A 24,560-nucleotide genomic window follows, 5' to 3' on the forward strand; every position below is an offset into this window, starting at 1 on the left:
CGGGCCCCGACTGGGCAACCTGGTTGTCGAGGTCGCGCACCTCGACAAGGGCTTCGATGGACGCACCCTGATCAAGGATCTTTCCTTCACCCTGCCCCGCAACGGGATTGTCGGCGTCATCGGTCCCAACGGCGTCGGCAAGACCACACTGTTCAAAACCATCGTCGGGCTCGAGGAGCCGGACAGCGGCACCGTCAAGGTCGGAGAGACCGTCAAGCTGAGTTACGTAGACCAAGCCCGCGCCGGTATCGATCCGAAAAAGACAGTGTGGGAAGTGGTCTCGGATGGGCTCGACCACATCGAGGTCGGCCACACCGAGGTACCGTCGCGGGCCTACGTGTCGGCGTTCGGCTTCAAGGGTCCCGACCAGCAAAAGCCGGCCGGCGTGCTGTCTGGAGGCGAACGCAACAGGCTCAACCTGGCACTGACGCTCAAGCAGGGCGGCAACCTCATTCTGCTGGACGAGCCAACCAACGACCTGGACGTCGAAACGCTGAGCTCGCTGGAGAACGCTCTCGAGCAATTCCCCGGCTGCGCGGTGGTGATTTCGCACGATCGCTGGTTCCTGGACCGGACCTGCACGCACATCCTGGCTTGGGAAGGCGATGACGACAACGAGGCCAAATGGTTCTGGTTCGAGGGCAACTTCGGCGCATACGAAGAAAACAAGGTGGACAGGCTCGGGGCTGAGGCGGCGCGTCCGCACAGAGTGACCCACCGCAAGCTGACACGCGACTAAGGTCAGCTCTGCTACAGCCTCGCGACGATGCGGCCGGGATGGCCGCTGAGGAGTGGGGCAATCGAGCCGGTGTATTCGCGAGTTGGGAGCAATCGGTATGACGATCGATCCCGGTGCTAAGCAAGATGTCGCGTGGAAATTCACGCAGAGCAACGACATTCCCCAATGGATCTCCAAGGCCTACCTGGACAGCTATCGCGGACCGGCCGACGACGGGCCGTCCGGCTCAGCGGATCCTGCCTCGTTGGTGACGGCGCCCATGCTGGCTGCGCACTATCGGCTCGGCCAACACCGTGCCGCGGGCGACAGCTGTGTGTGCGTCTACCCGGCCGACGAAGCCGGGGGATTCGGCCCGGCGCTGCAGGTGGTCACCGACCACGGCAGCATGCTGATGGATTCGGTCACCGTCCTGCTACACCGGCTCGGGGTGTTCTACACGGCCATCATGACCCCGGTCTTCGAGGTGCACCGCAGCCCGACCGGCGAGCTGCTCAGCGTCGAACCCAAGGCCGAAGGCACATCGCCGTACGTCGGCGAGGCGTGGATCTACGTCAAGCTCGTGCCCTCCGTCGATCGCACGGCTCTGGCCGAGGTTGAACGCCTGCTGCCCAAGGTCCTGGTCGACGTCCAGCGCGTCGCCGTCGACGCGGCCGCGATGATCACCATCCTTGGCGACCTGGCCGCGCGCGTCGACGCCAACACCGAAGGACGCTTTGCCGCACCGGATCGCGAGGACGTCGCCGACCTGTTGCGCTGGCTGGACAGGGGAAATTTCCTGCTGCTGGGGTACCAGCCCTGCCGGGTGCAGGACGCTCTGGTCATCGGCGACGGGTCGAGTGGCCTCGGCGTGCTGCGCGCACGCAGCGGTTCCCGGCCACGGCTTACCGACGACGACAAACTACTGGTCTTGGCGCAAGCCGCCGTGGGCAGCTACCTGCGGTACGGCGCCTACCCGTATGCCATCGCGGTTCGCGAATATCTCGACAACAACGGCGGCAAGCAAGTTCTCGAGCATCGTTTCGTCGGGCTTTTCACCGTCGCTGCGATGAACGCCGACGTCCTGGAAATCCCGACGATCTCGCGCCGGGTCCGTGAGGCGCTGGATCTGGCTCGCAGCGACCCCAGCCACCCGGGCCAGCTACTGCTTGACGTCATCCAGACCGTTCCCCGGCCGGAACTCTTCACGCTGAGCGCCGAGCGGCTGCTGGCGATGGCGAAGGCCGTGATCGATCTCGGATCCCAGCGCCGAGCGCTGCTATTCCTGCGGGCGGATAGGCTGCAGTTCTTCGTCTCCTGCCTGGTGTATGTGCCACGCGATCGCTACACCACGCCGGTGCGCTTGAAGATCGAGGACATCCTGGTCCGCGAATTTGGTGGGACGCGACTAGAATTCACCGCGCGTGTTAGCGAATCACCTTGGGCACTAATGCATTTCATGGTACGGCTGCCCGAAGATTCCGCGCCCGGCAGCGTCGATGTCTCCGAAGCCAACCGGATCCGGATCCAAGCGCTACTGACCGAGGCGGCGCGGACATGGGGCGACCGGCTGACCGGTGCCACCTCAACCCTCTCGGAGGGTCCGGTCTCGCTGGCCGACGCCGAGCATTACGCCGGCGCGTTCTCCGAGGCCTATAAGCAGGCGGTGAACCCGGCCGACGCCATCGAGCAGATCGCCATCATCAAAGAGCTGACCCCTGATTCGGTCAAATTGGTGTTCTCCGAGCGCGATGAGCAAGGGGTAGCCCAGCTGACCTGGTTCCTGGGCGGGTGTACCGCCTCCTTGAGCGAGCTGCTGCCGATGCTGCAGAGCATGGGCGTCGTCGTGCTCGAAGAGCGACCGTTCAGCGTCACCCGGCCCGACGGCCTGCCGGTCTGGATTTACCAGTTCAAGATCTCCCCGCATCCCACCATCCCGCTGGCGTCCTCGGCCGCAGAGCGGGACGCCGGTGCGCAGCGCTTCGCCGACGCGGTCACCGCGATCTGGCACGGCCGCGTCGAGATCGACCGCCTCAACGAACTGGTCATGCGCGCCGGACTGAACTGGCAACAAGTGGTGCTGTTGCGAGCGTATGCAAAGTACTTGCGGCAGGCGGGTTTTCCCTACAGCCAATCACACATCGAATCGGTGCTCAACGAACATCCTTCGACCGCGTGCTCGCTGGTCACGTTGTTCGAGGCGCTGTTCGACCCCAATCCCGCGGGGTCGGCGACCGGCCGCGACGCGCAAGCGGCTGCCGCCGCGGTGGCCGCCGACATCGACGCACTGGTGGGCCTGGACACCGACCGCATCCTGCGCGCGTTCGCGTCGCTCGTTCAGGCCACCCTGCGCACCAATCACTTCGTGACACACCAGGATTCGGCCCGCAGTCGAAATGTGCTGTCGCTCAAGCTCAACGCGCAGCTGATCGACGAGCTGCCGCTGCCGCGTCCGAAGTTCGAGATCTTCGTGTACTCGCCCCGCGTGGAGGGCGTGCACCTGCGGTTCGGCCATGTGGCGCGCGGCGGCCTGCGTTGGTCGGACCGCCGCGACGACTTCCGCACCGAGATCCTGGGCCTGGTCAAGGCGCAGGCGGTGAAGAACGCCGTCATCGTGCCGGTCGGAGCCAAGGGCGGTTTCGTGCTCAAGCGGCCGCCGCTGTCGACCGGCGACGCGGCCGTCGACCGCGACGCCACCCGTGCCGAAGGCGTTGCGTGCTACCAACTTTTCATTTCGGGGCTGCTGGACATCACCGACAACGTCGACCACAACACCGGTAAGGTAATCCCGCCGCCGCAGGTGGTGCGGCGCGACGGCGACGACGCCTACCTCGTCGTCGCCGCCGACAAAGGCACCGCCACGTTCTCCGACATCGCCAACGATGTCGCCAAGTCCTACGGGTTCTGGCTAGGGGACGCGTTCGCCTCAGGCGGATCCGTGGGCTACGACCACAAGGCCATGGGCATCACCGCCAAAGGCGCCTGGGAAGCCGTCAAACGGCACTTCCGGGAGATGGGCGTCGATACGCAGACCGAGGACTTCACCGTCGTCGGCGTCGGCGATATGAGCGGCGACGTGTTCGGCAACGGCATGCTGCTGAGCAAGCACATCAGGCTGATCGCCGCATTCGACCACCGGCACATCTTCCTCGACCCGGACCCCGACCCCGCGTCGTCGTGGGTGGAACGTCAGCGGATGTTCGCCCTACCCCGGTCCAGTTGGGACGATTACGACAAGTCGCTGATCAGCCGCGGCGGCGGGGTGTACAGCCGCGAGCAGAAGGCCATTCCGATCAGCGCGCAAGTCCGCAGCGCGCTCGGCATCGACGGCGACGTCAGCGAGATGGCCCCGCCCAACCTCATGCGAGCCATCCTGCAGGCACCGGTGGATCTGCTCTTCAACGGTGGCATCGGCACCTACGTCAAAGCCGAATCGGAGTCCGACGCCGATGTCGGCGATCGTGCTAATGATCCGGTGCGGGTCAATGGGAACCAGGTGCGCGCCAAGGTAATCGGCGAGGGCGGCAATCTCGGCGTGACGGCATTGGGCCGCGTCGAATTCGACCTGGCGGGCGGCCGGATCAATACCGACGCGATGGACAACTCCGCCGGCGTGGACTGCTCCGACCATGAGGTCAACATCAAGATCCTGATCGACGCGCTGGTCACCGCCGGCAAGGTCAAAGTCGAGGAACGTAAAGAGCTGCTGGAGTCGATGACCGACGAGGTAGCGCAGCTGGTGCTCGCCGACAACGAGGACCAAAACGACCTGATGGGCACCAGTCGCGCCAACGCGCCAAGCCTGCTGCCGGTGCATGCGATGCAGATCGCCTACCTGGTGGCCGAGCGCGGCGTCAACCGCGAACTGGAAGCGCTGCCGTCCGAGAAGGAGATTGCGCGCCGCACCGACATGGGCCTGGGGCTCACCTCGCCCGAGCTCGCGACGTTGATGGCGCACGTCAAGCTGGCTCTCAAAGAGGAGCTGTTGACCACCGACCTTCCGGACCTCGATGTGTTCGCGTCCAGGCTGCCGCGATACTTTCCGACGCCGCTGCGCGAACGCTTCACCCCCGAGATCCGGTCGCACCAGCTGCGCCGCGAGATCGTCACCACCATGCTGGTCAACGACCTGGTGGACACCGCCGGCATCAGCTACGCGTTCCGGATCGCCGAAGACGTTGGCGTGCCTCCCATTCACGCGGTGCGCACCTATGTCGCCACGGACGCCATATTCGGTATCGGCCACGTCTGGCACCGGATCCGCGCGGCGAATCTGCCGGTTGCCCTGTCAGACCGGTTGACGCTGGATACCCGGCGGCTGATCGACCGCGCCGGACGTTGGCTGCTCAACTACCGTCCACAGCCGCTGGCCGTCGGTGCCGAAATCAACCGGTTCGCCGCCAAGGTCAAGGCGTTGACGCCGCGCATGTCGGAGTGGTTGCGCGGCGACGACAAGGCCATCGTGGAAAAGGAAGCCGCGGAATTCGCGGCGCAGGGGGCGCCCGAAGACCTGGCCTACCGGGTCGCGGCCGGGTTGTATCGCTACAGCCTGCTCGACATCATCGACATCGCCGACATCACCGAGGTCGATACCGCCGACGTCGCCGACACCTACTTCGCCCTGATGGACCGGCTGGGCACCGACAGCCTGTTGACGGCGGTGTCCGAACTGCCGCGGAATGACCGCTGGCATGCGTTGGCGCGCTTGGCGATTCGTGACGATATCTATGCGTCGTTGCGGGCGCTGTGTTTCGACGTGCTCGCGGTGGGGGAGCCGGAGGAAAGTGGCGAAGAGAAGATCGCCGAGTGGGAACACATCAGCGCCTCCCGGGTGGAGCGTGCCCGCCGGACCCTCGACGAGCTGCGGGAAAGTGGCGAGAAGGACCTCGCCACACTGTCCGTGGCGGCGCGCCAGATCCGCCGCATGACACGCACCAGTGGACGGGGATCGTCGAGTTGACCGTGGGATTCGTCGCGCCTGTTCCCGTGCGCTGGTCGGATATCGATATGTACCAGCACATCAACCACGCGACCATGGTCACCATCCTCGAAGAAGCCCGGGTCCCCTTCCTGCGTGACGCTTTTGCCTCCGACATCACCACCACCGGACTGCTGATCGCCGACGTGCGGGTCACCTACAAAGGTCAACTGCGGCTGGTCGATTCACCGTTGCAGGTGGCGATGTGGGTCAAGCGGCTCCGGGCGGTCGACTTCACGTTGGGCTACGAGGTGCGTTCGGTCGCCGCGGAGCCCGAGTCCAAACCGGCGGTCATCGCCGAGACGCAGCTCGCCGCCTTCCACATCGACGAGCAGCGGCTGGTGCGTTTGGCGCCGCATCATCGGGAGTACTTAAAACGGTGGCTAAGGGAATAGCGGCGGAAGCGGGGGGCGGAGCCGAGCGAGGGCTCTGGCTCAGCGATTCGGCGCACCGACGGGATCTGGCTACGTTCGTCGATCATGCGCGGCGGCTCGACGAGACGGCTATCATCCGGCTTCGCGTTCGATCCGCCCAATTGGTAAGCGCCTGGGTGGCAACGGGTTTCGACGTTTTGGCCAGTCGTGTGGTGGCCGGCACCGCGCGGCCCGAGGACCTGTCGGTCGGCGCTGACGCTTTGGCGCGCGGCCTGGCGGCCATGGATTCGTCGGGCTACGTCGACCCGGGCTTCGCGATGGACTCGGCGTGGCGAGGTGCGCTCCCCCCGGAGTCAGGTTTCGTCCATCTCGACGACGTGCCGGCAAAGGTCATGCTCGACCTCGCGCAGCAAGGAACACAACTGGCCAAGGAGCACAGCGGTTCCCACGGCCCGCCGGTTTCGCTGCTCGACCAGGAGGTGATCCGGGTCAGCTCGGCCGACGTCAGCGTCGGACTGCCCATGCGCTGCATATTCGCTTTGACCGCAATGGGTTTCCTACCGCAGTCCTCGGGCGCGATCCCCGCCGACGAGCCGATCCGCGTCCGGATACTGCCGGCCTGGCTGCGTGTCGACGCCAGGTTCGGGTCGGTGTACTGGCGCCGCGCCCACGCAGCGCTGGTGCTGCGGTGAGGCACCGGAGTGCTGCGTCGGGTTCCGGGACGGGATCACGGCGATTTTAAGCGGTCGCATCAGGGCCCGTAGAGCCGCCACAAGGGGAGAACGGAGTCCAGGTAATCGATAAACTTCTGCAGCCCCACTCGATATTGTCCGAACCCGTAGGGATCTTCCGCGTACTCCGGAAACGCGATGCCCAGCCCGAACAACCCGGGGGCCAGAATTCCGTTCCTCTGGTTGTAATCCAGCTGCCCCCATTGCGGCGTGTCGGGCAGCTTTCTCCGCTCGAACCCGACGGTATAGACAACGCGATCGCAAGCTTGGAGTTTCTCCTTGAAATCCGGGCCGGATACCCAGCATCTCTCCAGCCGTTCGGGATATGTTCCGTCGATATTTTCCCGGGCCCACACCGCCGCGCGTCCCTTGAGGCCGGTATCGTCGAACAAGATCCAATCGTCAAGGTAAACCGCGTATTTCAGCGGACTCCGGTAAAAGTTGATCACCCGTTCGACGGGATGGCGAAGCAAATGCGGCAAGGCGATCATCGACGAGTGTGACGAGCCGAAGACGGCAACCGTCGCACCCTCCAGCGGCTGCTGGGCCAGCTTTTCTGGATCAAGCGCCACTTCGACCGGAATCTCGTCGAGGTGCGGATGGCAGAGTTTCTTCGGGATGGCTCCGACGGCGAGGATCACATTTTCCGCGGCGACTTCCTGCTCGCTTGTCTCAATCGTCCAGTGCCGCTGCGCCAAGGACAGCGCGATTGCCGTCGTCTGAAAGGTTTGGACCCGCTCGCGCAGGTGCTCGGTGATCCAAACCAATGGTTCTGCGACGAGTGCGAGGGCACAGGTTTCCTCGGGGTCGACTTCCCGCAGCGGCATGGCAGGTGCCTCCGAGAACCGGAATGCCGGAGAGCGATTCAAGAAGCTAAGAAATGTCCCGACAATTGTGTTGCTCGACACCGGCCGCCATTTCTGCCCGATGTCGCCACCGGCAAAGTCGGGATCAATCCAAGCAATCGTTTCCGGTGCGATTCCCGCATCAAGGAGTCTTCCCACCGCGGCAACTCCCGCGGGACCCGCTCCGATCACTGTCCACGCAAAGGGTGCCATGTACCAGATATAGAGCAGCGGGCATCGAGATGCTGGCTCGCCTCTTCGCTAGACCAGCCACGCCGCGCTGTCCGGCGGCAGTTCGCCGTCGACCAGTGGCGCGCTGGCCAGGATGACTTCGCCCGCCGGCAGCTCGACCGGGCGATCGCCGGCGTTCAACACGCACACGAGGCCGCCGTCGCGACGCCGAAAGACCACCGCATCGCTGGCCGCGGACAGGAAATCGATGGCAGTCCCCGCGAATTCGCTTCTTTGCCTGCGTAATTCGAGTGCGCGGCGGAAGAACGACAACGTCGAGTCGGCGTCCGCGTCCTGATTTTCGACGGTCAGCGCCACCCAATCGGCGGGCGTCGGCAACCAGGTGTCGGCTGACGTCGAGAACCCGAACGGGGGAGCATCGCCCGACCACGGAATCGGAACTCGGCACTTGTCGCGTCCGCGTTCGGTATGTCCGGACCGCTCCCATGTCGGGTCCTGCAGCACCTCGTCGGGCAGGTCCAACACGTCGGGCAGGCCAAGTTCCTCGCCGTTGTAGATGAATACCGCGCCCGGCAGCGCGAGCATCAGCATCGCCATCGCGCGCGCCCGGCGCAGCCCGATCGTCCCGTCGCCGTACCGGGTGACCTCGCGGCCCACGTCGTGGTTGGACAGCGTCCACGTCGGGGTCGCATTCTCAAGAGCCGTGGCCGCCAAAGAATTTCGCACCGCGTCGTGAATTTCGGTGGCGTCGAAGGCGATCTGGGCCAGCCGGAAATTGAAGCCGAGATGCAGTTCGTCGGGTCGCAGATACTCGGCCCACCGGGCATTGTCGGTGACCCACACCTCGCCGACGGTCACCGCGCCGGGATAGTCGTCGATGACGGTGCGGATATCGCGGTGAATCGCGTGCACGCTCGGGTGGTTGAAGCGGGGGTCGTCGTCGGTGTGGTGTAACACCCGGCTCCCGACTTCGGGCGAGTCCGGCAGGTCTTGCGGCTTTGCCATCCCGTGTGCGACGTCGATGCGGAAACCGTCCACGCCGCGTTCCAGCCAAAACCGCAGCGTCTTTTCGAAGTCGTCGAAGACCTCCGGGTTGTCCCAGTTCAGGTCGGGCTGCTCGACGTCGAACAGGTGCAGATACCACTGGCCGCGCTTGCCGTCCGGCTCGACCACCCGGGTCCAGGCCGATCCGCCGAACACCGATTTCCAGTTGTTCGGCGGCAGCAGCCCGCCGGCACCGCGCCCGTCGCGAAAGATGTAGCGCTCGCGCGCGTCGGTGCCCGGCCCGGCGCGCAGCGCCGTCTGAAACCACGGGTGCGCCGAGCTGGTGTGGTTGGGCACCACGTCCATGGTGACCTTGATGCCCCGCTGGTGGGCCGCGCCGATCAGCCGTTCGAACGCGGCCAGCCCTCCGAACAACGGGTCGACGTCACGCGGATCGGCGACGTCGTAGCCGTGGTCGGCCATCGGCGAGACGGTGACGGGGTTGAGCCAGAGCGCGTCGACACCAAGGTCTTTCAGGTAGTCGAGCCGGGCCGTCAAGCCATCCAGATCGCCCACCCCGTCGCCGTCGCTGTCGGCGAACGATCGCGGGTACACCTGGTAGAAGACCGCACTCGACCACCATGCCTCGCTCTGAGCAGCCATTAGAACCCCGAGTTCACCAAGGAGTGGGCGGCCATCTCGAGGTAGTCGAGCAGTTCGCGGCGGTGCTCATCATCGAGAGTTTGCGGGTCAATCGAGGCAACAGCGATGTGCATGCATCGCAGCCAGGCGTCGCGCTCGATCGGGGTGATCCGGAACGGTGCGTGCCGCATCCGCAGCCGGGGGTGGCCGCGCTGGTCGGAGTAGGTCCGCGGGCCGCCCCAGTATTGCTCGAGGAACATCCGCAGCCGTTCCTCGGCGGCCGCCAGGTCGTCCGCCGGGTAGAGCTCACGCAGTATCTCGTCCTCGGGTACCTGCTGGTAGAAGCGCGCGACGATCGCGTTGAAGGTCTCGGCACCGCCGACTGCGTCGTAGAAGGTCTCTTGGCCCTGATCCATCCTCTCCATTGTGGTGTATCGGTTGGCGAGCAGGGGAAGCCGGGCCGGAAGCCTTGCCCGCTGTTCACCGGATCGACACGGCGCGCACCTGCAATAAGGGTGCGATTAGCGGCGAATCATGGTGGACTATCCGCGGAGGAGCTACATGGCGCAGGGCAAGAGACGCCGCAGCCACCGCAATTCGGGTGCCGCGGCTGGGTCGACCGGGCCCGCGACCGCGTCATGCCTGCACCGTGTTGAAGGTCATCCGCGTGTCGACACCCATCCGCCGAACCGGCACGACACCGCGTCGATCTGGAACCGCCGGCGGGTGCTGCTGCTGAACTCGACCTACGAGCCGCTGACCGCATTGCCGCTGCGGCGGGCCATCGTCATGCTGATCTGCGGCAAGGCCGACGTCGTACACCACGACCCGGCCGGGCCGGTCATTCATTCGGCGACCAGCTCCATCGTGGTGCCCTCGGTGATCCAGCTGCGCTCCTACGTGCGGGTGCCCTACCGAGCCCGCGTCCCGATGACCCGCGCCGCGCTGATGCACCGCGACCGATTCTGCTGCGCCTACTGCGGGGCGAAGGCCGACACCGTCGACCACGTGGTGCCCCGCAGTCGCGGCGGCGACCACTCCTGGGAGAACTGCGTCGCCTGCTGCTCGCCCTGCAACCATCGCAAGGGCGACAAGCTGCTCACCGAACTCGGCTGGGATCTGCGCCGGGCGCCCATGCCGCCGACCGGGCAGCATTGGCGTCTGCTGTCCACGGTCAAGGAGCTCGATCCAGCGTGGGCTCGCTACCTGGGTGAAGGCGCCGCTTAAGCCGGATTGCCCGCGGGCGGGGTGAGTTTCTTGCGCACCAAGTGCGCCGATAGCGGCTGTGGTGGGATACGGTTTGCGTCGTGAGCATCATGCAGATCCACATGCTTATGACGGGGATCCCGCTACTGCTGGTCGCCATCCTGGTGGGGCTGATCTGGTCCCGCAGGGGCCCGCACCCGGCGACCTATAAGTTGTCTGAGCCCTGGACCCATGCCCCGATCCTGTGGGCGGCCACCGACGAAGCCGTCGGCGGCGCGCACGGCCACGCAGCATCGGAGTTCACAGTCGGAGGTGGCGCCAGTGGGACGTGGTGATTTAGCGACGATCGAGCACACCCACCTACCCTCGGGTTGGGTCGTCACGACTAGCGGTCGGATTTCCGGGGTCACCGAGCCCGGCGAAGTGTCCGTGCACTACCCGTTCCCGATCAAAGACCTCGTCGCCCTGGATGACGCACTGAAGTACAGCTCGCGGGCCTCCATGACGCGGTTCGCCGTTTACCTCGGCGACCTGGGCAGCGACACCGCGGCACGCGCGCGCGAGATCCTGGCCAAGGTGCCGACACCGGACAACGCGGTGCTGCTCGCCGTCTCGCCGGACCAGTGCGCCATCGAAGTGGTCTACGGCTCACAAGTCCGCGGCCGAGGTGCCGAGTCGGCGGCGCCGCAAGGGGTGGCCGCCGCGGCGTCCTCGTTCGAGCAGGGCAATCTGATCGGCGGTCTGATAAACGCGGTCCTCGCGATGAGTGCGGAGATTTCGCCGGCCTAGTTGTCTGCTCCGTCCTCTTGCGCGCAAAGCCAACCAGCCGTTCGGTTCCTCGTTTAGCGTTACGGTGCAACCGTTTCGAAATGACCGAGAGAGGAACCTGCATGACCGCCAGCTTTCTGCCGCGCGCGGTAGCCGTGGTACGTGCCACCGCGGTGACAGTCTTCGTCGGCCTGGTCGCGTTGACCGGGGCCGGCGGTACGAGCGTGGTGCTGGCGGCGCCGGCCGCGGCGGACCCCTCCGGCATGTACGGCGACCCGGCCAAGGCTGCCCAGTACTGGGCCGCGCAGTCGTTCAACAACAACTGCGTGCTGATGTCGGTGGCCGGCGTGGTCGGCCAGATCACCGGCCAAATGCCCAGCGAACAGCAGATCATCGAACTCGCGCAGAGCACGCCCAGCGTCGCCGCAAGCGGAACGACGGTGTACACCGATACCGAAGGAGAGGGCGTCGACACCCGCGACATCGCGGTCCTGCTGACGCACTACGGCATCCAGGCCACCACCTCCGAAGACGCCAAGGGTGAGGCCGCACTGACCGCCTTGGAGAACGCGCTCGGCTCGCACCACGCCGTGATGATCCCGGTGAGCAGCGCAACAATCTGGGAGGGCCACCATGCCCAAACAGGTGACCACGAAGTGGTGGTGATCGGTGTGGACGCCGGCAACGGCGTCGCGCACCTCAACGACAGCGGCACCGATGACGGCCGTGACGAGCAGGTGCCCGTCGCCACCTTCATGTCAGCCTGGGGCGGCGGCGATTTCGAGATGACAGTCACCCAACAAACGGTGCAATAACCGCGTTGGGTCGCCGGGCCATGTGGTTGCGAAACGTCGAACGTCAGGGCGTGCCAGCAGAAGTCGTCTCCGAGATCGGCGAACGGCACGGCATCACCGCGGAGAACATCAAACTTCTCGAGGAACTCGAGGAAATCAAAGACCCGCACGGCAAGTCGTTCTTCCTGCTTGCGCCGGGCCTCAGCGGGGACGACGCGCGTCGGGCGACGGTGCTGACGTACGTCGTCAACGCCGGCACCGGCTACGACAAGGCCGGCGATCAGCCGGGGATTGCCAACGATTTCCCGGATACGCCCTACTCGGCGGCCGAGGTGCAGCGCATCATCGACAGGCAGACCGCGAACCGCTGGAGCTACGACCAGGATGTCGGATTCGTCCTGGCCCACGGCGGGCGACTCGTCACGACCCCGAACGGAATGCTCATGGGTGTCGCCGGCAATCGGATTTTGCGCATGTTCAGCGCGCAGGGTGGTACCGCGTGGGGTGACATCTTCATGGTCAACATCCGCAGCGCCGATCCCGCGGAGATGCTGCGCCTGATCGTGAAGTCCGGTCACGCCTGGTACGCCGGGCGCGACGGCAGGCCCGTGGAGACCGACCTCGCCCTGGATCGGGTTCTGCACCACGAGGAGCGCCACTCCCGGCAATGGGCCGTCAGGGGTCATGCGCGGATGGTTGCCGACTACGGGTGGGAGATGTTGCGCGAGAGGGTGTTTCGCAAGACGAACAGGCTTGAAGAGGACGCCGGCTTGTCCGATGGCGGCTATGTCTGATCCGGGGTTTGATCGGGGGTTTGATCCGGGGTTTGATCCGCGTCGAACCGCCGCGCGCGCAACGAACGCTTCACCCCCGCTTGGCCTTCGAGAACCAGTCGGCGCAATGCCGATGGCACTGCCGGATCGCGCAGAAACTCGTCGGCGGCGGCAATGCCCTCCTCGCTGATATCCGAGTATGGGTACAGGCCGATCACCACCGTTTGCGCGACTTCGCTAGATCGCCGCTCCCAAACCCCTTGTATCACTTGGAAATAACGTGCAGTGAACGGCTTGAGCAGCTCAGCTTGCCCCGGCGCGGCTATGCCGGCGATGATCGAGCGGCTGGAGATATTGGCCAAGGTGTCGTCCTCGACCACCCTGGTGAACGCTTGGTCCTTGACGTCGAATTGCGGTCGTGCCGCCGCGGCCTGGGCGCCGTGCCGCTTGCCGGCTGCGGTCGGGTCGCGTTGCACCTCGGCGTCGATCTTGGGCGTCTTCGGTCCGTCGGCGTCGATTGCCCCGGCGGTCGCCAGTGCCGTCACGATGCGCCAGCGCAGGTCGGTGTCGATCTCGATGCCCGCCAACCCCTGCGCGGCAGGGTCACCGTCCAGCACGGCCGCCAACGTCTCGACATGCCGCGGCGACAACACCGACGTGCACAGGGCGTTGACGTAGGCCAGCTGATGGTCCGAACCCGGCTGGGCGTCGCGGGCCGATTCCAGTAGCCGATCGGCGAATTGCGGCCAGCCGTGCTCGCGAGCCCAGGCTGGCTCGGCATAAGAAGCCAGTGCCGTCTGCGCCTGCATCAACAGCCGTTGCAATACCCCGACCTCCGTTTCGCCGTGCACGCCGCCCGACACCAGCGCGACGAAATCGCGGCCGCGCAGCTCGGCGTCGCGGGTCATCTCCCAGGCAGCCGACCACACCAACGAGCGCGGCAGCGGCTCGGCAATGTCGGCGATGCGCCTCAGTGCGGTCTGCAGCGACTGGGCGTCGAGCCGCAGCGAGCAGTAGGTCAGGTCGTCGTCGTTGACCAGGATCAGTTTGCCACGCGAAACACCAACCAGCGCAGGAACATCCGTGACGGACCCGTCGACGTCGAGTTCTTCGCGACGCAGGCGTACCAAGCGGCCGGACCCGTCGGAAGGATCCTCGTCGTAGATTCCGATGGCCAGCCGGTGTACGCGCGTCTCGCCCTTGCCCGGCTCGGCACCGCTCTGCGTCACGGCGAACCGGGTAAACTTGCCGTCGCCGTCCACGTCAAAATCCGGCCGAAGTGTGTTCAGCCCAGTGGTTTTCAGCCACTGCTGACCCCAATTCGACAGGTCGCGGCCGGACGCTTTCTCCAGCGCTGAGAGCAGATCGTCGAACGTCGCGTTGGCGAAGGCGTGGGCGCGGAAGTAGTCGCGCAATCCGGCCAGGAAGTGGTCCAGGCCGACATAGGCGACCAACTGCTTGAGCACCGAGGCGCCCTTGGCGTAGGTGATGCCGTCGAAGTTGACTTCGACCGCGGCCAGGTCAGGGATCTCGGCCGCGATCGGATGCGTCGACGGCAGCTGGTCCTGGCGGTAAGCCCAGGACTTTTCCACCGTCGCGAACGTCGTCCACGCCTCGGTGAATTCGGTTGCCTCGCTTTGGCACAGCACCGAGGCGAAGGTGGCGAAGGATTCGTTCAGCCACAGGTCGTCCCACCAGGTCATGGTGACCAGGTCGCCAAACCACATGTGTGCCATCTCGTGCAGCACAGTCTCGGCGCGGCGCTCGTAGGAGGCTCGGGTGACCTTGCTCCGGAAGACGTAGTCCTCCAAGAACGTCACCGCTCCGGCGTTTTCCATTGCGCCGGCGTTGAATTCGGGTACGAACAGCTGGTCGTACTTGCCGAACGCATACGGTGACCCAAAGTTCTTGTGGTAGAAGCCGAATCCCTGCTTGGTCTGGGTGAACAGCCGCTCGGCGTCCATGTGCTCGGCCAGCGAGGCACGACAGTAGATGCCCAGCGGTATCTCGCCGTGTTCATCGCTGTAGGTGTCCTCCCAGACGGCGTAGGGTCCGGCGATCAGGGCCACCAAATAGGTGCTCATCCGCGGCGTGGTGGCAAAGGTGTGCACCCCGTCGGTGATATCGGTGGTGGCGCCGTTGGAGACCACCTTCCAGTGCCCCGGCGCGGTCACCCGGACGTCGAACGTCGCTTTGAGATCGGGCTGGTCGAAGCAGGTGAACATGCGTTTGGCGTCGGCGGTCTCGAATTGGGAGTACAGGTAGGTCTCGCCGTCCACCGGGTCGACGAAGTGATGCAGACCCTCGCCGGTGTTGGAATAGCGGCAGTCGGCGTCGACGACCAGGACGTTGCGGTCGGCCAGCCCACGCAGCGGGATCCCGGTCGACTCGTCGTATTCGGACACATCGAGATCGCGGCCGTTGAGCGTGGCGCTGTGAATCCTGTCCGCGGCGAGGTCGATGACCGTGTCGGCACCGCCCAGGGCGTCGAAAGTCACCTTGGTAGTGGAGCGGAACGTCCCTTCGCTCGGGTCGCCGTTGCCGTCGGTGAGGTCGAGGCTGATCTGGTAGCTGTCGACGGTGACCAAGGTTGCGCGTTCGACGGCCTGGTCCCGGGTCAGGTTAGGAAGAGCCATCCGTCCAACCTAATGGCGATCGCGAGCGCGGCGTAGCCGGGCGAAGCGGGTCGCCATTGTCCAGCCCCGTGGCGATCGCGAGCGCGGCGTAGCCGGGCGAAGTGGGTCGCCATCGTCCAGCCCCGTGGCGATCGCGAGCGCGGCGTAGCCGGGCGAAGCGGGTCGCCATCGTCCAACTCGCGCGTGACCGGGAACATAGGCGCGGCGGCTACGGTTGTGCCCATCGGTGTTGCGACCGAATCTGACTCCGAGAGGACCCGTGAATGCCTGACAAGTCTGTGGCCGATTTCTGGTTCGATCCGCTGTGTCCGTGGTGCTGGATAACCTCGCGCTGGATTCTCGAGGTGGAAAAGGTTCGCGACATCGACGTGAACTTCCACGTCATGAGCCTTGCGGTGCTCAACGAAAACCGCGAGGACCTGCCGGAGCAATATCGCGAAAACCTCAAGCGGGCGTGGGGCCCGGTGCGAGTTGCGATCGCCGCCGAACAGGCGCACGGCTCCGAGGTGCTTGCGCCGCTGTACACCGCGATGGGCACCCGGATTCACAACGAGGGCAACAAAGACCTTGACGACGTCATCAAGCTCTCGCTGGCCGACGCCGGCCTGCCCGCAGAACTGGCCGAGGCCGCGACCAGTGACGCCTACGACGAAGCTGTGCGCAAGAGCCACCACGCCGGAATGGACGCTGTCGGCGACGACGTCGGGACGCCGACCATCCACGTCAACGGCGTGGCGTTCTTCGGCCCGGTGCTCTCGAAGATTCCGCGCGGCGAGGAGGCCGGCAAGCTCTGGGACGCCTCGGTGACCTTCGCGGCCTACCCGCACTTCTTCGAACTCAAGCGGACCCGCACCGAGCCGCCGCAGTTCGACTAGCCAGCGTCGAGTGTGAATCTCACGACGCGACACGCCGTTGACGCGTCGTGAGGTTCACTCTCGGTGGGGGTGCGGTGAAGGCGTCGGGCACAATGTCGGGCATGCGCGTCTACCTGGGGTCCGATCACGCCGGATTCGAGCTCAAGCAACACATCATCGAACACCTGACGAAAACCGGGCACGAGCCGATCGACTGCGGCGCCCTCACCTACGACGCCGAAGACGACTACCCGGCATTTTGCATTGCCGCGGCGGCGCGGACGGTGGCCGACCCCGACAGCCTGGGCATCGTGTTGGGCGGCTCGGGCAACGGCGAGCAGATCGCGGCCAATAAGGTGCCCGGGGTGCGCTGCGCGCTGGCGTGGAGCGTCGAGACCGCGACGCTGGCCCGCGAACACAACAACGCGCAACTGATCGGAATCGGCGGCCGGATGCACACGGTCGAGGAGGCGCTGTCTTTCGTCGACGCGTTCGTCAACACGCCGTTCTCGAAAGCCGAACGCCACCAACGGCGTATCGACATCCTCGCGGAGTACGAACGCACCCACGTCGCGCCGCCGGTGCCCGGCGCGCACCCGTAAGCCGTGCCCGAAGGGCACACCCTGCACCGGCTGGCCCGGTTGCACCAGCGGCGGTTTCGCCGGTGCGCCCGTGGCGGTCTCCAGTCCGCAGGGCCGATTCGCCAGTTCGGCGGCCGTCGTGGACGGCCGGGTGTTGCGGCGCACCAGCGTGTGGGGCAAGCACTTGTTTCACCACTACGACTCCGGCCCGATCGTGCACGTGCATCTCGGTCTGTACGGCACGTTCACCGAATGGGAACGTCCGGCCGGCGGTGTGCTACCCGAACCGGTGGGGCAGGTGCGGATGCGCGTGGTGGGCGCCGAATATGGCACCGACCTGCGCGGCCCGACGGTATGTGAGCTGATCGACGAGGGGCAGGTCGCCGACGTGGTGGCCAGGCTCGGGCCCGACCCATTGCGCAGGGACGCCGACCCGTCGTGGACCTGGACCCGGATCAGCAAGTCCCGCAGGCCAATTGGCGCACTGCTGATGGACCAGACCGTCATCGCCGGGGTGGGCAACGTCTACCGCAGCGAGTTGCTGTATCGCCACCGCATCGACCCCTACCGGCCCGGTCTGCAGATCAGCGAGGCGGAGTTCGACGCGGCATGGACCGATCTGGTCGCGCTGATGAAGGTCGGTCTGCGCCGCGGCAAGATCATCGTGGTGCGCCCCGAACACGACCACGGCCCGCCGTCGTACCGGCAGGGCCGGCCCCGTACCTATGTCTATCGCCGCGCCGGCGAGGCGTGCCGCGTATGCGGAACAACGATCAGCACCGCGGTGCTCGAGGGTCGAAATGTGTTCTGGTGTGGCGTTTGTCAAACATAACAATCCTGAGCATGCGTCAAATAAGCTTCACCGCAAGCTAATTGGCAGGAAACCTACAGGGTGAAACGCCGGCATTCCGGGATCTGACACAGCTTCGTCGGGTAACAGTGGGTGTATGCGAATCATTCCACGTTTAGCCGCAACGACTTTCGCGATAGCAGCCGCCCTGGGGATTGCCGGCGTGGGTGCCGGCGACGCTCAGGCGCAACCAGGCCCGTTTGCGCAATACCACTGGTGCCCGGGTCAGTTCTGGGACCCGGGGTGGGGCTCGAACTGGGACGGCAACAACTGCCACGACGATCACCACCGCGACATTGACGGCTACAACCACAGCCGTGACTGGGGTCAGCCCGGCTGGCAGGGTGGGTCGGGACCGCCGCAGCAGCCGTGGCAGCGGTGATCGACTGACCGCAGGCCCGGTCAGTCCGTGCTGACTCCGAGCACCTCGTACACCGCGTTGCTGAGGGAGACGCTGCGCGGGTCCGCGTTGGCCTTGCTGGCATCGAACCGGTTAGCCACATAGGCATAGCCGATTCGATGCTCCAGGTCGACAAACCCGAACGAGCCACCCATGCCGCCATGGCCGAATATCCGGGGGTTGGGCCCATTGATGCACCGCTGGTTAAGCATGTAGCCCAGGCCCCAGCCGTGGTCGGCGACGCGCGGACCCAGCACCAAATCGGGCTCGAAGCCGCCCTGGCTCTCCCGGGCCAGCTCCATGTGCTCACGGCTGAGCAGTTTCTCCTGGGCCAGCGCGTTGTAAAACGTCGCCAATCCCAGCGCCGACACCTGCCCATTGGTGCCGGGGAACTCGAGTTGGCGCCACAGTTGCAGGTTTTCGGTGTCCAGGTCGTCGTCGGGGAGGAAGCCCATCGCGATCGACATCCCGGCCTTGGGGTGCTCGTCGAGGCTGGTCGGGTAGCCCGGCGCCGCCAGCTCGGCCAGCAGCTGGCGTCCCGTGGGCTTGTTCACCCGTTCGGCGCAGCGGCGCTGGTCGGCCGGGGACAAGCCGATGTGGATGTCGGCGCCGATCGGTTCGGCGATCTCCGTGCGCAGATACTGGCCGACGGTGCGACCCGTGACCCGGCGGAACACCTCGCCGAGGATGAATCCGTACGTGGTCATGTGGTAGCCCTGCGCGGTTCCCGGCTCGAACCACGGTTCGGCGATGGCCAGCTGTTCGCAGACGAAGTCCCAGTCGACGAGCTGCTTCGTGTTCAACCGCGTGCGCGGCCCGATGACGCCGGAGCGGTGGCCCATGACCATGGCCAGCGTGATGTTCTGCTTACCCGCCTGGCCGAACTCGGGCCAATAGCGGGCCACCGGCGCGTGCAGGTCCAACTCACCGCGGTCGGCCAGCTGGTGGACACAGGTGGACGTCATGCCCTTGGTGCCCGACAGCACAGTCGTCAGGGTGTTTTCCCGCCAGGGCCGGGTGCCGGCAGCGTCCGCCGAACCGCCCCAAAGGTTTACGACGAGGTCCCCGTCGACCCAAACGGCAACGGCGGCACCGGCCTCCTTACGCTCCATAAAGTTGCGCTCGAAAGCGTCTCGGACGCGGACGAAGTCGGATGCGCATGAGCCGTGGACAACAGCGCGTTCGACGTCGCTCATGGCGCCTTTCTATCGAGCGGCAACTCGCCCCCGAGCGGGCGACGGGAATCGAACCCGCGTAGCTAGTTTGGAAGACTAGGGCTCTACCATTGAGCTACGCCCGCGAGTATTAGTCGAGCGAGACTGTACGTGGTGGCAGAGATCAAATCTAATCGAAGCGACGTTGTAACCGCTCCGTGAGGTCTATGAGGTCTGTGAGGTCGCCGGACGTCATTGCGAAGGCCGAGCGGGCGCGCCGTAGGATCGCGAGGTCAGTGCGGGGTGTAGCGCAGCTTGGTAGCGCATCCGCTTTGGGAGCGGAAGGCCGCAGGTTCAAATCCTGTCACCCCGACCAATCGATCGCACGAACGAACACCAAGGAGCACACCCGTGAAGAGCACCGTCGAGCAATTGAGCCCCACGCGGGTTCGCATCAATGTGGAGGTGCCCTTCACCGAACTCGAGCCGGATTTCCAGCGGGCCTACAAGGAGCTGGCCAAACAGGTGCGGCTACCCGGCTTCCGACCCGGCAAGGCGCCGGCCAGGCTGCTGGAGGCGCGGTTCGGCCGCGAGGCGATGCTCGATCAGGTCGTCAACGACGCCCTGCCCAGCCGCTACGGGCAGGCGGTCACCGAGTCGGAGGTCCAGCCGCTCGGCCAGCCCGACATCGAGGTGACCAAGAAGGAGTACGGAGAGGACCTGGCGTTCACCGTCGAGGTCGACGTCCGTCCCAAGCTCACCCTGCCCGATCTGAGCGCGCTGACCGTGACGGTGGACCCCGTCGAGGTCAGCGACGACGACGTCGACGCCGAGCTGCAGTCGTTGCGTGCCCGATTCGGCACCCTGACCGGGGTGGACCGGCCCGTGCAAACCGGCGACTTCGTGTCGATCGACTTGTCGGCAACCGTCGACGGCGAGGACGTGCCGAACGCCGCCGCCGAGGGGCTGTCCCACGAGGTCGGCTCCGGCAGGCTGATCGCGGGCCTCGACGACGCGTTGATCGGTTTGGCCGCCGAGGAGTCGAAGACCTTCACCGCCAAGCTGGCGACCGGCGAACACGCCGGGCAGGATGCCGATGTCACGGTCACCGTGAAATCGATCAAGGAGCGCGAACTACCCGAACCCGACGACGAGTTCGCGCAGTTGGCCAGCGAATTCGACACCATCGACGAGCTGAAGGCCAGCCTCGGCGAGCAGGTGCGCCTGGCCAAGCGCGCCCAGCAGGCCGAGCAGATTCGCGCCGCGACCATCGACGCTCTGCTCAAGCAGGTCGACGTGCCGTTGCCCGAGTCGTACGTGCAAGCCCAGTACGACAGCGTTATCCACAACGCGATCAGCGGCCTCAACCACGACGAAGCCAAGTTCAACGAATTGCTCGTCCAGCAGGGGTCGTCGCGCGGGGAGTTCGACGCCGAGGCCCGCAGCGCCGCGGAGACGGACGTCAAGCGGCAACTATTGCTGGATGCTCTGGCCGAGGACCTCAACGTCCAGGTCGGCCAGGATGACCTCACGCAACGCCTGCTGGCTACGTCTCGGCAATACGGCATCGAGCCGCAACAGCTGTTCGCCTACCTGCAGGAGAACAACCAGCTGCCGTCGATGTTCGCCGATGTGCGCCGCGAGGTGGCCCTCAAGGCGGTGGCCGAGGCGGCGACGGTTACCGACTCGGACGGCAACACGATTGACACCAGTGAGTTCTTCGGTACACGCGGAGCCCAAGACGAACTCGACGAACTCGACGAGGCTGACGAACTCGACGAACTCGACGAGGCCGACGAACTCGACGAGGCCGACGAGGCCGAAGAAGACGGCAGCGAATCCGGCGAAACTGAAGCATGACGCTGTGAGCGAACGTGGCTGGCTTGGCCGTCACACTGCGCGTTCAGTTGGTTAGTGTCGGTGCATACAGAACTCGAGAAAGCAGGTAACCCAGTCGTGACTGACATGCGTTCGAACTCGCAGGGTCTCAACCTCACGGACTCGGTCTATGAGCGCTTGCTCTCCGAGCGCATCATCTTCCTGGGTTCGGAGGTCAACGACGACATCGCCAACCGGTTGTGCGCGCAGATTCTGCTGCTCGCCGCCGAGGACTCCACCAAGGACATCCACCTCTATATCAACTCGCCGGGTGGATCCATCAGCGCCGGCATGGCGATCTACGACACCATGGTCCTGGCGCCCTGCGACATCGCCACGTACGCGATGGGCATGGCCGCATCGATGGGCGAGTTCCTGTTGGCGGCGGGCACCAAGGGCAAGCGCTACGCGCTGCCGCACGCTCGTATCCTGATGCACCAGCCGCTGGGTGGGGTGACCGGTAGCGCGGCCGACATCGCCATCCAGGCCGAGCAGTTCGCCGTCATCAAGAAGGAGATGTTCCGGCTCAACGCCGAATTCACCGGCCAGCCGATCGAACGCATCGAGGCGGACTCCGATCGCGACCGCTGGTTCACTGCCCCGGAAGCTTTGGAATACGGTTTCGTCGACCACATCATCACCCGCGCCGCCCATATCAATGGAGAAGCCCAGTGAGTACTCAGAACCCTCAGATCCAGCCCCAGGCGCGCTACATCCTGCCGTCGTTCATCGAGCACTCCAGCTTCGGCGTCAAGGAGTCCAACCCGTATAACAAGCTGTTCGAAGAGCGCATCATCTTCCTCGGCGTCCAGGTTGACGACGCGTCGGCGAACGACATCATGGCGCAGCTGCTGGTGCTGGAGTCCCTCGATCCCGACCGCGACATCACCATGTACATCAACTCTCCCGGTGGCGGGTTCACCTCGCTGATGGCGATCTACGACACCATGCAGTACGTGCGGGCCGACATCCAGACCGTGTGCCTGGGTCAGGCGGCTTCGGCGGCGGCGGTGCTGCTGGCCGCCGGCACGCCGGGCAAGCGGATGGCACTGCCCAACGCCCGCGTGCTGATCCACCAGCCGTCGCTGTCCGGCGTGATCCAGGGGCAGTTCTCCGACCTGGAGATCCAGGCCGCCGAGATCGAGCGGATGCGTACGTTGATGGAGACCACGCTGGCCCGCCACACCGGCAAGGACCCCGAGGTGATCCGCAAGGACACCGACCGGGACAAGATCCTGACCGCAGAGGACGCCAAGGACTACGGGATCATCGACACCGTTCTCGAGTACCGCAAGCTCTCCGCGCAGACGGCCTGACCTTCCCCGAACGTGCACCGGCTGCGGGCCCGCCCGGTGTCTCGCGGCGCGTACACACTGGGCAACGGCAATCGCTGACGCGATCCGGACGGCCACTGTAGGCTGATTGGTCGGGGGACTGGCCGGGCATCTTGCGGCGGGGGCCCCGGAAATCACAGCCCCACAGCCTCGGTCAGGTAGCGACCGCGACACGCCCAAGACACGCCGTGCGCGTCTCAGCCCGTGACCGGTGCCGTCGGGCGATATGTTTCATTCGAACGAAACGGGCATGAACACCGATGAATACCAACCACGCGATTCGGCGTTAATTGTCGCGTGGTGCCCGAGCAAGCGGGTACCGTCGGGGATTACATGCGGGACGGCAAGACGAACGGCGAACAGGAAGTAGGCCCGAAAGCATCATGGCGCGCATCGGAGACGGCGGTGACCTGCTGAAATGCTCGTTCTGTGGGAAGAGCCAGAAGCAGGTCAAGAAACTCATTGCGGGCCCCGGGGTGTACATCTGCGATGAGTGCATAGACCTTTGCAACGAGATCATCGAAGAAGAGCTTGCCGATGCCGATGACGTCAAGCTCGACGAATTGCCCAAGCCCGTCGAAATCCGGGATTTCCTGGAGGGCTACGTCATCGGGCAGGACACCGCCAAGCGGACGCTGGCCGTCGCCGTCTACAACCACTACAAGCGGATCCAGGCCGGCGAGAAAACCCGCGACTCGAGGACCGAGCCCGTCGAGCTGACCAAGTCCAACATCCTGATGCTTGGACCCACCGGATGCGGCAAGACCTACCTGGCGCAGACGTTGGCCAAGATGCTCAACGTGCCGTTCGCCATCGCCGACGCCACCGCGCTCACCGAGGCCGGCTACGTCGGCGAGGACGTCGAGAACATCTTGCTCAAGCTCATCCAGGCCGCCGACTACGACGTCAAGCGCGCGGAGACCGGAATCATCTACATCGACGAGGTCGACAAGATCGCGCGCAAGAGCGAGAACCCGTCGATCACCCGAGACGTCTCCGGCGAGGGTGTGCAGCAGGCGCTGCTGAAAATCCTGGAGGGCACCCAGGCGTCGGTTCCGCCGCAGGGTGGCCGCAAGCACCCGCACCAGGAGTTCATCCAGATCGACACCACCAACGTCTTGTTCATCGTCGCCGGTGCGTTCGCGGGACTGGAGAAAATCATCTACGAGCGGGTCGGCAAGCGTGGTCTGGGCTTCGGTGCCGAGGTTCGCTCCAAGGCCGAGATCGACACCACCGATCACTTCGCCGAAGTGATGCCCGAGGACCTGATCAAGTTCGGCCTGATCCCCGAGTTCATCGGTCGGCTGCCGGTGGTTGCCTCGGTCACCAACCTGGACAAGGAGTCCCTGGTCAAGATCCTGTCCGAGCCGAAGAACGCCTTGGTCAAGCAGTACACCCGGCTCTTCGATATGGACGGTGTGGAGCTGGAGTTCACCGACGACGCGCTGGAAGCGATCGCCGACCAGGCGATTCATCGCGGCACCGGCGCCCGTGGTTTGCGGGCCATCATGGAAGAAGTCCTGCTGCCGGTGATGTATGACATCCCAAGCCGCGACGACGTCGCCAAAGTGGTGGTGACCAAGGAGACGGTGCAGGACAACGTTTTGCCGACGATCGTGCCGCGCAAGCCCTCGCGCAGCGAGCGCCGCGACAAGAGCGCCTAGCCTACGACCCCTACGAGCGTGACCTAAGCGGCGATCAGGGTCGTCGGGACGGGCGTCACCTCCAAAAACTGTGTTACGTATGGCGGGCACGAAAATCGCCTTCTCCTGAACGGAGAGTGACCAAAACCACACTATTGTCCACCCGTCGACCTGTTGCCTGACCCACCCCCTGGCTGACATGGTGTTTTAGCTGGCTGTGACCGCAAG

Annotated in this window: 21 protein-coding genes, 2 tRNA genes and 1 pseudogene; 18 read left to right on the top strand and 6 right to left on the bottom strand. The window is 65.3% G+C overall.

The features are described from left to right. From JO236_RS00180 to JO236_RS00195, 4 genes are all read left to right on the top strand, one after another. On the top strand, positions 1–739 hold a 739-nt coding region (locus JO236_RS00180), incomplete at its 5' end, for an ATP-binding cassette domain-containing protein (RefSeq protein ID WP_293323100.1). A 97-nt stretch (positions 740–836) separates the two neighbouring features. Beyond that, positions 837–5,675: an NAD-glutamate dehydrogenase gene (locus JO236_RS00185; protein ID WP_293323102.1), complete on the top strand. Its 4,839-nt coding sequence runs from the start codon at positions 837–839 to the stop codon at positions 5,673–5,675. Next, on the top strand, positions 5,672–6,088 hold the full coding sequence (locus JO236_RS00190; protein ID WP_293323104.1) for an acyl-CoA thioesterase: 417 nt from the start codon (positions 5,672–5,674) through the stop codon (positions 6,086–6,088). Before JO236_RS00185 ends, JO236_RS00190 begins: the two co-directional genes overlap by 4 nt. Beyond that, positions 6,085–6,759: a hypothetical protein gene (locus JO236_RS00195; protein WP_293323329.1), complete on the top strand. Its 675-nt coding sequence runs from the start codon at positions 6,085–6,087 to the stop codon at positions 6,757–6,759. Before JO236_RS00190 ends, JO236_RS00195 begins: the two co-directional genes overlap by 4 nt. Before the next feature lie 59 nt (positions 6,760–6,818). Here the strand turns inward: JO236_RS00195 and JO236_RS00200 are convergent, their stop codons facing one another. From JO236_RS00200 to JO236_RS00210, 3 genes are all read right to left on the bottom strand, one after another. Further along, positions 6,819–7,835: an FAD/NAD(P)-binding protein gene (locus JO236_RS00200; protein ID WP_293323332.1), complete on the bottom strand. Its 1,017-nt coding sequence runs from the start codon at positions 7,833–7,835 to the stop codon at positions 6,819–6,821. Positions 7,836–7,904: 69 nt separating this feature from the next. Further along, positions 7,905–9,482 carry a glycoside hydrolase family 13 protein gene (locus tag JO236_RS00205; protein WP_293323106.1) on the bottom strand — a complete coding sequence of 526 codons (1,578 nt, stop codon included), beginning with the start codon at positions 9,480–9,482 and terminating at the stop codon, positions 7,905–7,907. Then, positions 9,482–9,877 (bottom strand): globin, encoded by a 396-nt coding sequence (locus tag JO236_RS00210; RefSeq protein ID WP_293323108.1) that lies wholly within the window; start codon positions 9,875–9,877, stop codon positions 9,482–9,484. The genes JO236_RS00205 and JO236_RS00210 overlap by 1 nt, the downstream gene beginning before the upstream one ends. A 145-nt stretch (positions 9,878–10,022) precedes the next feature. Between JO236_RS00210 and JO236_RS00215 the strand changes: the two genes are divergently transcribed. The 5 genes from JO236_RS00215 to JO236_RS00235 all read left to right on the top strand — a co-directional run bounded on the left by JO236_RS00215 (position 10,023) and on the right by JO236_RS00235 (position 13,023). Continuing rightward, positions 10,023–10,688, top strand: a complete 666-nt coding sequence (locus tag JO236_RS00215; RefSeq protein ID WP_293323110.1) for an HNH endonuclease — start codon at positions 10,023–10,025, stop codon at positions 10,686–10,688. An 89-nt stretch (positions 10,689–10,777) separates the two neighbouring features. Continuing rightward, entirely contained in the window at positions 10,778–11,002 is a 225-nt protein-coding gene (locus JO236_RS00220) for a hypothetical protein (protein WP_293323334.1), read from the top strand. Further along, the gene (locus JO236_RS00225; protein WP_293323112.1) at positions 10,989–11,456 is read left to right on the top strand and encodes a DUF5130 domain-containing protein; all 468 of its coding nucleotides are present in this window, start codon (positions 10,989–10,991) and stop codon (positions 11,454–11,456) included. The genes JO236_RS00220 and JO236_RS00225 overlap by 14 nt, the downstream gene beginning before the upstream one ends. A 101-nt stretch (positions 11,457–11,557) precedes the next feature. Further along, entirely contained in the window at positions 11,558–12,250 is a 693-nt protein-coding gene (locus tag JO236_RS00230) for a hypothetical protein (RefSeq protein WP_293323114.1), read from the top strand. Positions 12,251–12,300: 50 nt separating this feature from the next. Next, positions 12,301–13,023, top strand: coding sequence for a hypothetical protein (locus JO236_RS00235; RefSeq protein WP_293323116.1), 723 nt, complete (start codon positions 12,301–12,303; stop codon positions 13,021–13,023). On the opposite strand, the gene pepN is transcribed toward JO236_RS00235, so the two are convergent. Next, positions 13,014–15,638 (bottom strand): aminopeptidase N, encoded by a 2,625-nt coding sequence (pepN, locus tag JO236_RS00240; protein ID WP_293323118.1) that lies wholly within the window; start codon positions 15,636–15,638, stop codon positions 13,014–13,016. The genes JO236_RS00235 and pepN overlap by 10 nt on opposite strands. A gap of 263 nt (positions 15,639–15,901) precedes the next feature. Between pepN and JO236_RS00245 the strand changes: the two genes are divergently transcribed. From JO236_RS00245 to JO236_RS00260, 4 genes and pseudogenes are all read left to right on the top strand, one after another. Beyond that, the gene (locus tag JO236_RS00245; RefSeq protein WP_293323120.1) at positions 15,902–16,513 is read left to right on the top strand and encodes an Rv2466c family mycothiol-dependent reductase; all 612 of its coding nucleotides are present in this window, start codon (positions 15,902–15,904) and stop codon (positions 16,511–16,513) included. A gap of 101 nt (positions 16,514–16,614) precedes the next feature. Beyond that, a complete protein-coding gene (locus tag JO236_RS00250) occupies positions 16,615–17,094 on the top strand; it encodes a ribose-5-phosphate isomerase (RefSeq protein ID WP_293323122.1) in 480 nt (159 codons plus the stop codon). Between the two features lie 3 nt (positions 17,095–17,097). Beyond that, a pseudogene (locus JO236_RS00255) lies at positions 17,098–17,905 on the top strand (Fpg/Nei family DNA glycosylase). Positions 17,906–18,020: 115 nt separating this feature from the next. Continuing rightward, positions 18,021–18,305, top strand: a complete 285-nt coding sequence (locus JO236_RS00260) for a hypothetical protein (RefSeq protein WP_293323124.1) — start codon at positions 18,021–18,023, stop codon at positions 18,303–18,305. Positions 18,306–18,325: 20 nt separating this feature from the next. Here JO236_RS00260 and JO236_RS00265 read toward each other — a convergent pair whose 3' ends face one another. Together JO236_RS00265 and JO236_RS00270 are read right to left on the bottom strand one after the other, a co-directional pair. Then, entirely contained in the window at positions 18,326–19,519 is a 1,194-nt protein-coding gene (locus JO236_RS00265; protein WP_293323126.1) for a serine hydrolase domain-containing protein, read from the bottom strand. A gap of 33 nt (positions 19,520–19,552) precedes the next feature. Next, positions 19,553–19,623, bottom strand: a tRNA-Gly gene (locus JO236_RS00270). A gap of 153 nt (positions 19,624–19,776) precedes the next feature. Between JO236_RS00270 and JO236_RS00275 the strand changes: the two genes are divergently transcribed. From JO236_RS00275 to clpX, 5 genes are all read left to right on the top strand, one after another. Continuing rightward, a tRNA-Pro gene (locus JO236_RS00275) sits at positions 19,777–19,853 on the top strand. 35 nt (positions 19,854–19,888) lie between these two features. Next, positions 19,889–21,337: a trigger factor gene (tig, locus tag JO236_RS00280; RefSeq protein WP_293323128.1), complete on the top strand. Its 1,449-nt coding sequence runs from the start codon at positions 19,889–19,891 to the stop codon at positions 21,335–21,337. 105 nt (positions 21,338–21,442) lie between these two features. Then, positions 21,443–22,030, top strand: coding sequence for an ATP-dependent CLP protease proteolytic subunit ClpP1 (clpP1, locus tag JO236_RS00285; RefSeq protein WP_293323337.1), 588 nt, complete (start codon positions 21,443–21,445; stop codon positions 22,028–22,030). After that, the gene (clpP2, locus tag JO236_RS00290; RefSeq protein ID WP_293323130.1) at positions 22,027–22,671 is read left to right on the top strand and encodes an ATP-dependent CLP protease proteolytic subunit ClpP2; all 645 of its coding nucleotides are present in this window, start codon (positions 22,027–22,029) and stop codon (positions 22,669–22,671) included. Before clpP1 ends, clpP2 begins: the two co-directional genes overlap by 4 nt. Before the next feature lie 401 nt (positions 22,672–23,072). Continuing rightward, the gene (gene clpX / locus JO236_RS00295; RefSeq protein WP_293323132.1) at positions 23,073–24,353 is read left to right on the top strand and encodes an ATP-dependent Clp protease ATP-binding subunit ClpX; all 1,281 of its coding nucleotides are present in this window, start codon (positions 23,073–23,075) and stop codon (positions 24,351–24,353) included. Positions 24,354–24,560: the final 207 nt, after the last annotated feature.

Source organism: Mycobacterium sp. (assembly GCF_019247635.1).
Classification (GTDB): domain Bacteria; phylum Actinomycetota; class Actinomycetes; order Mycobacteriales; family Mycobacteriaceae; genus Mycobacterium.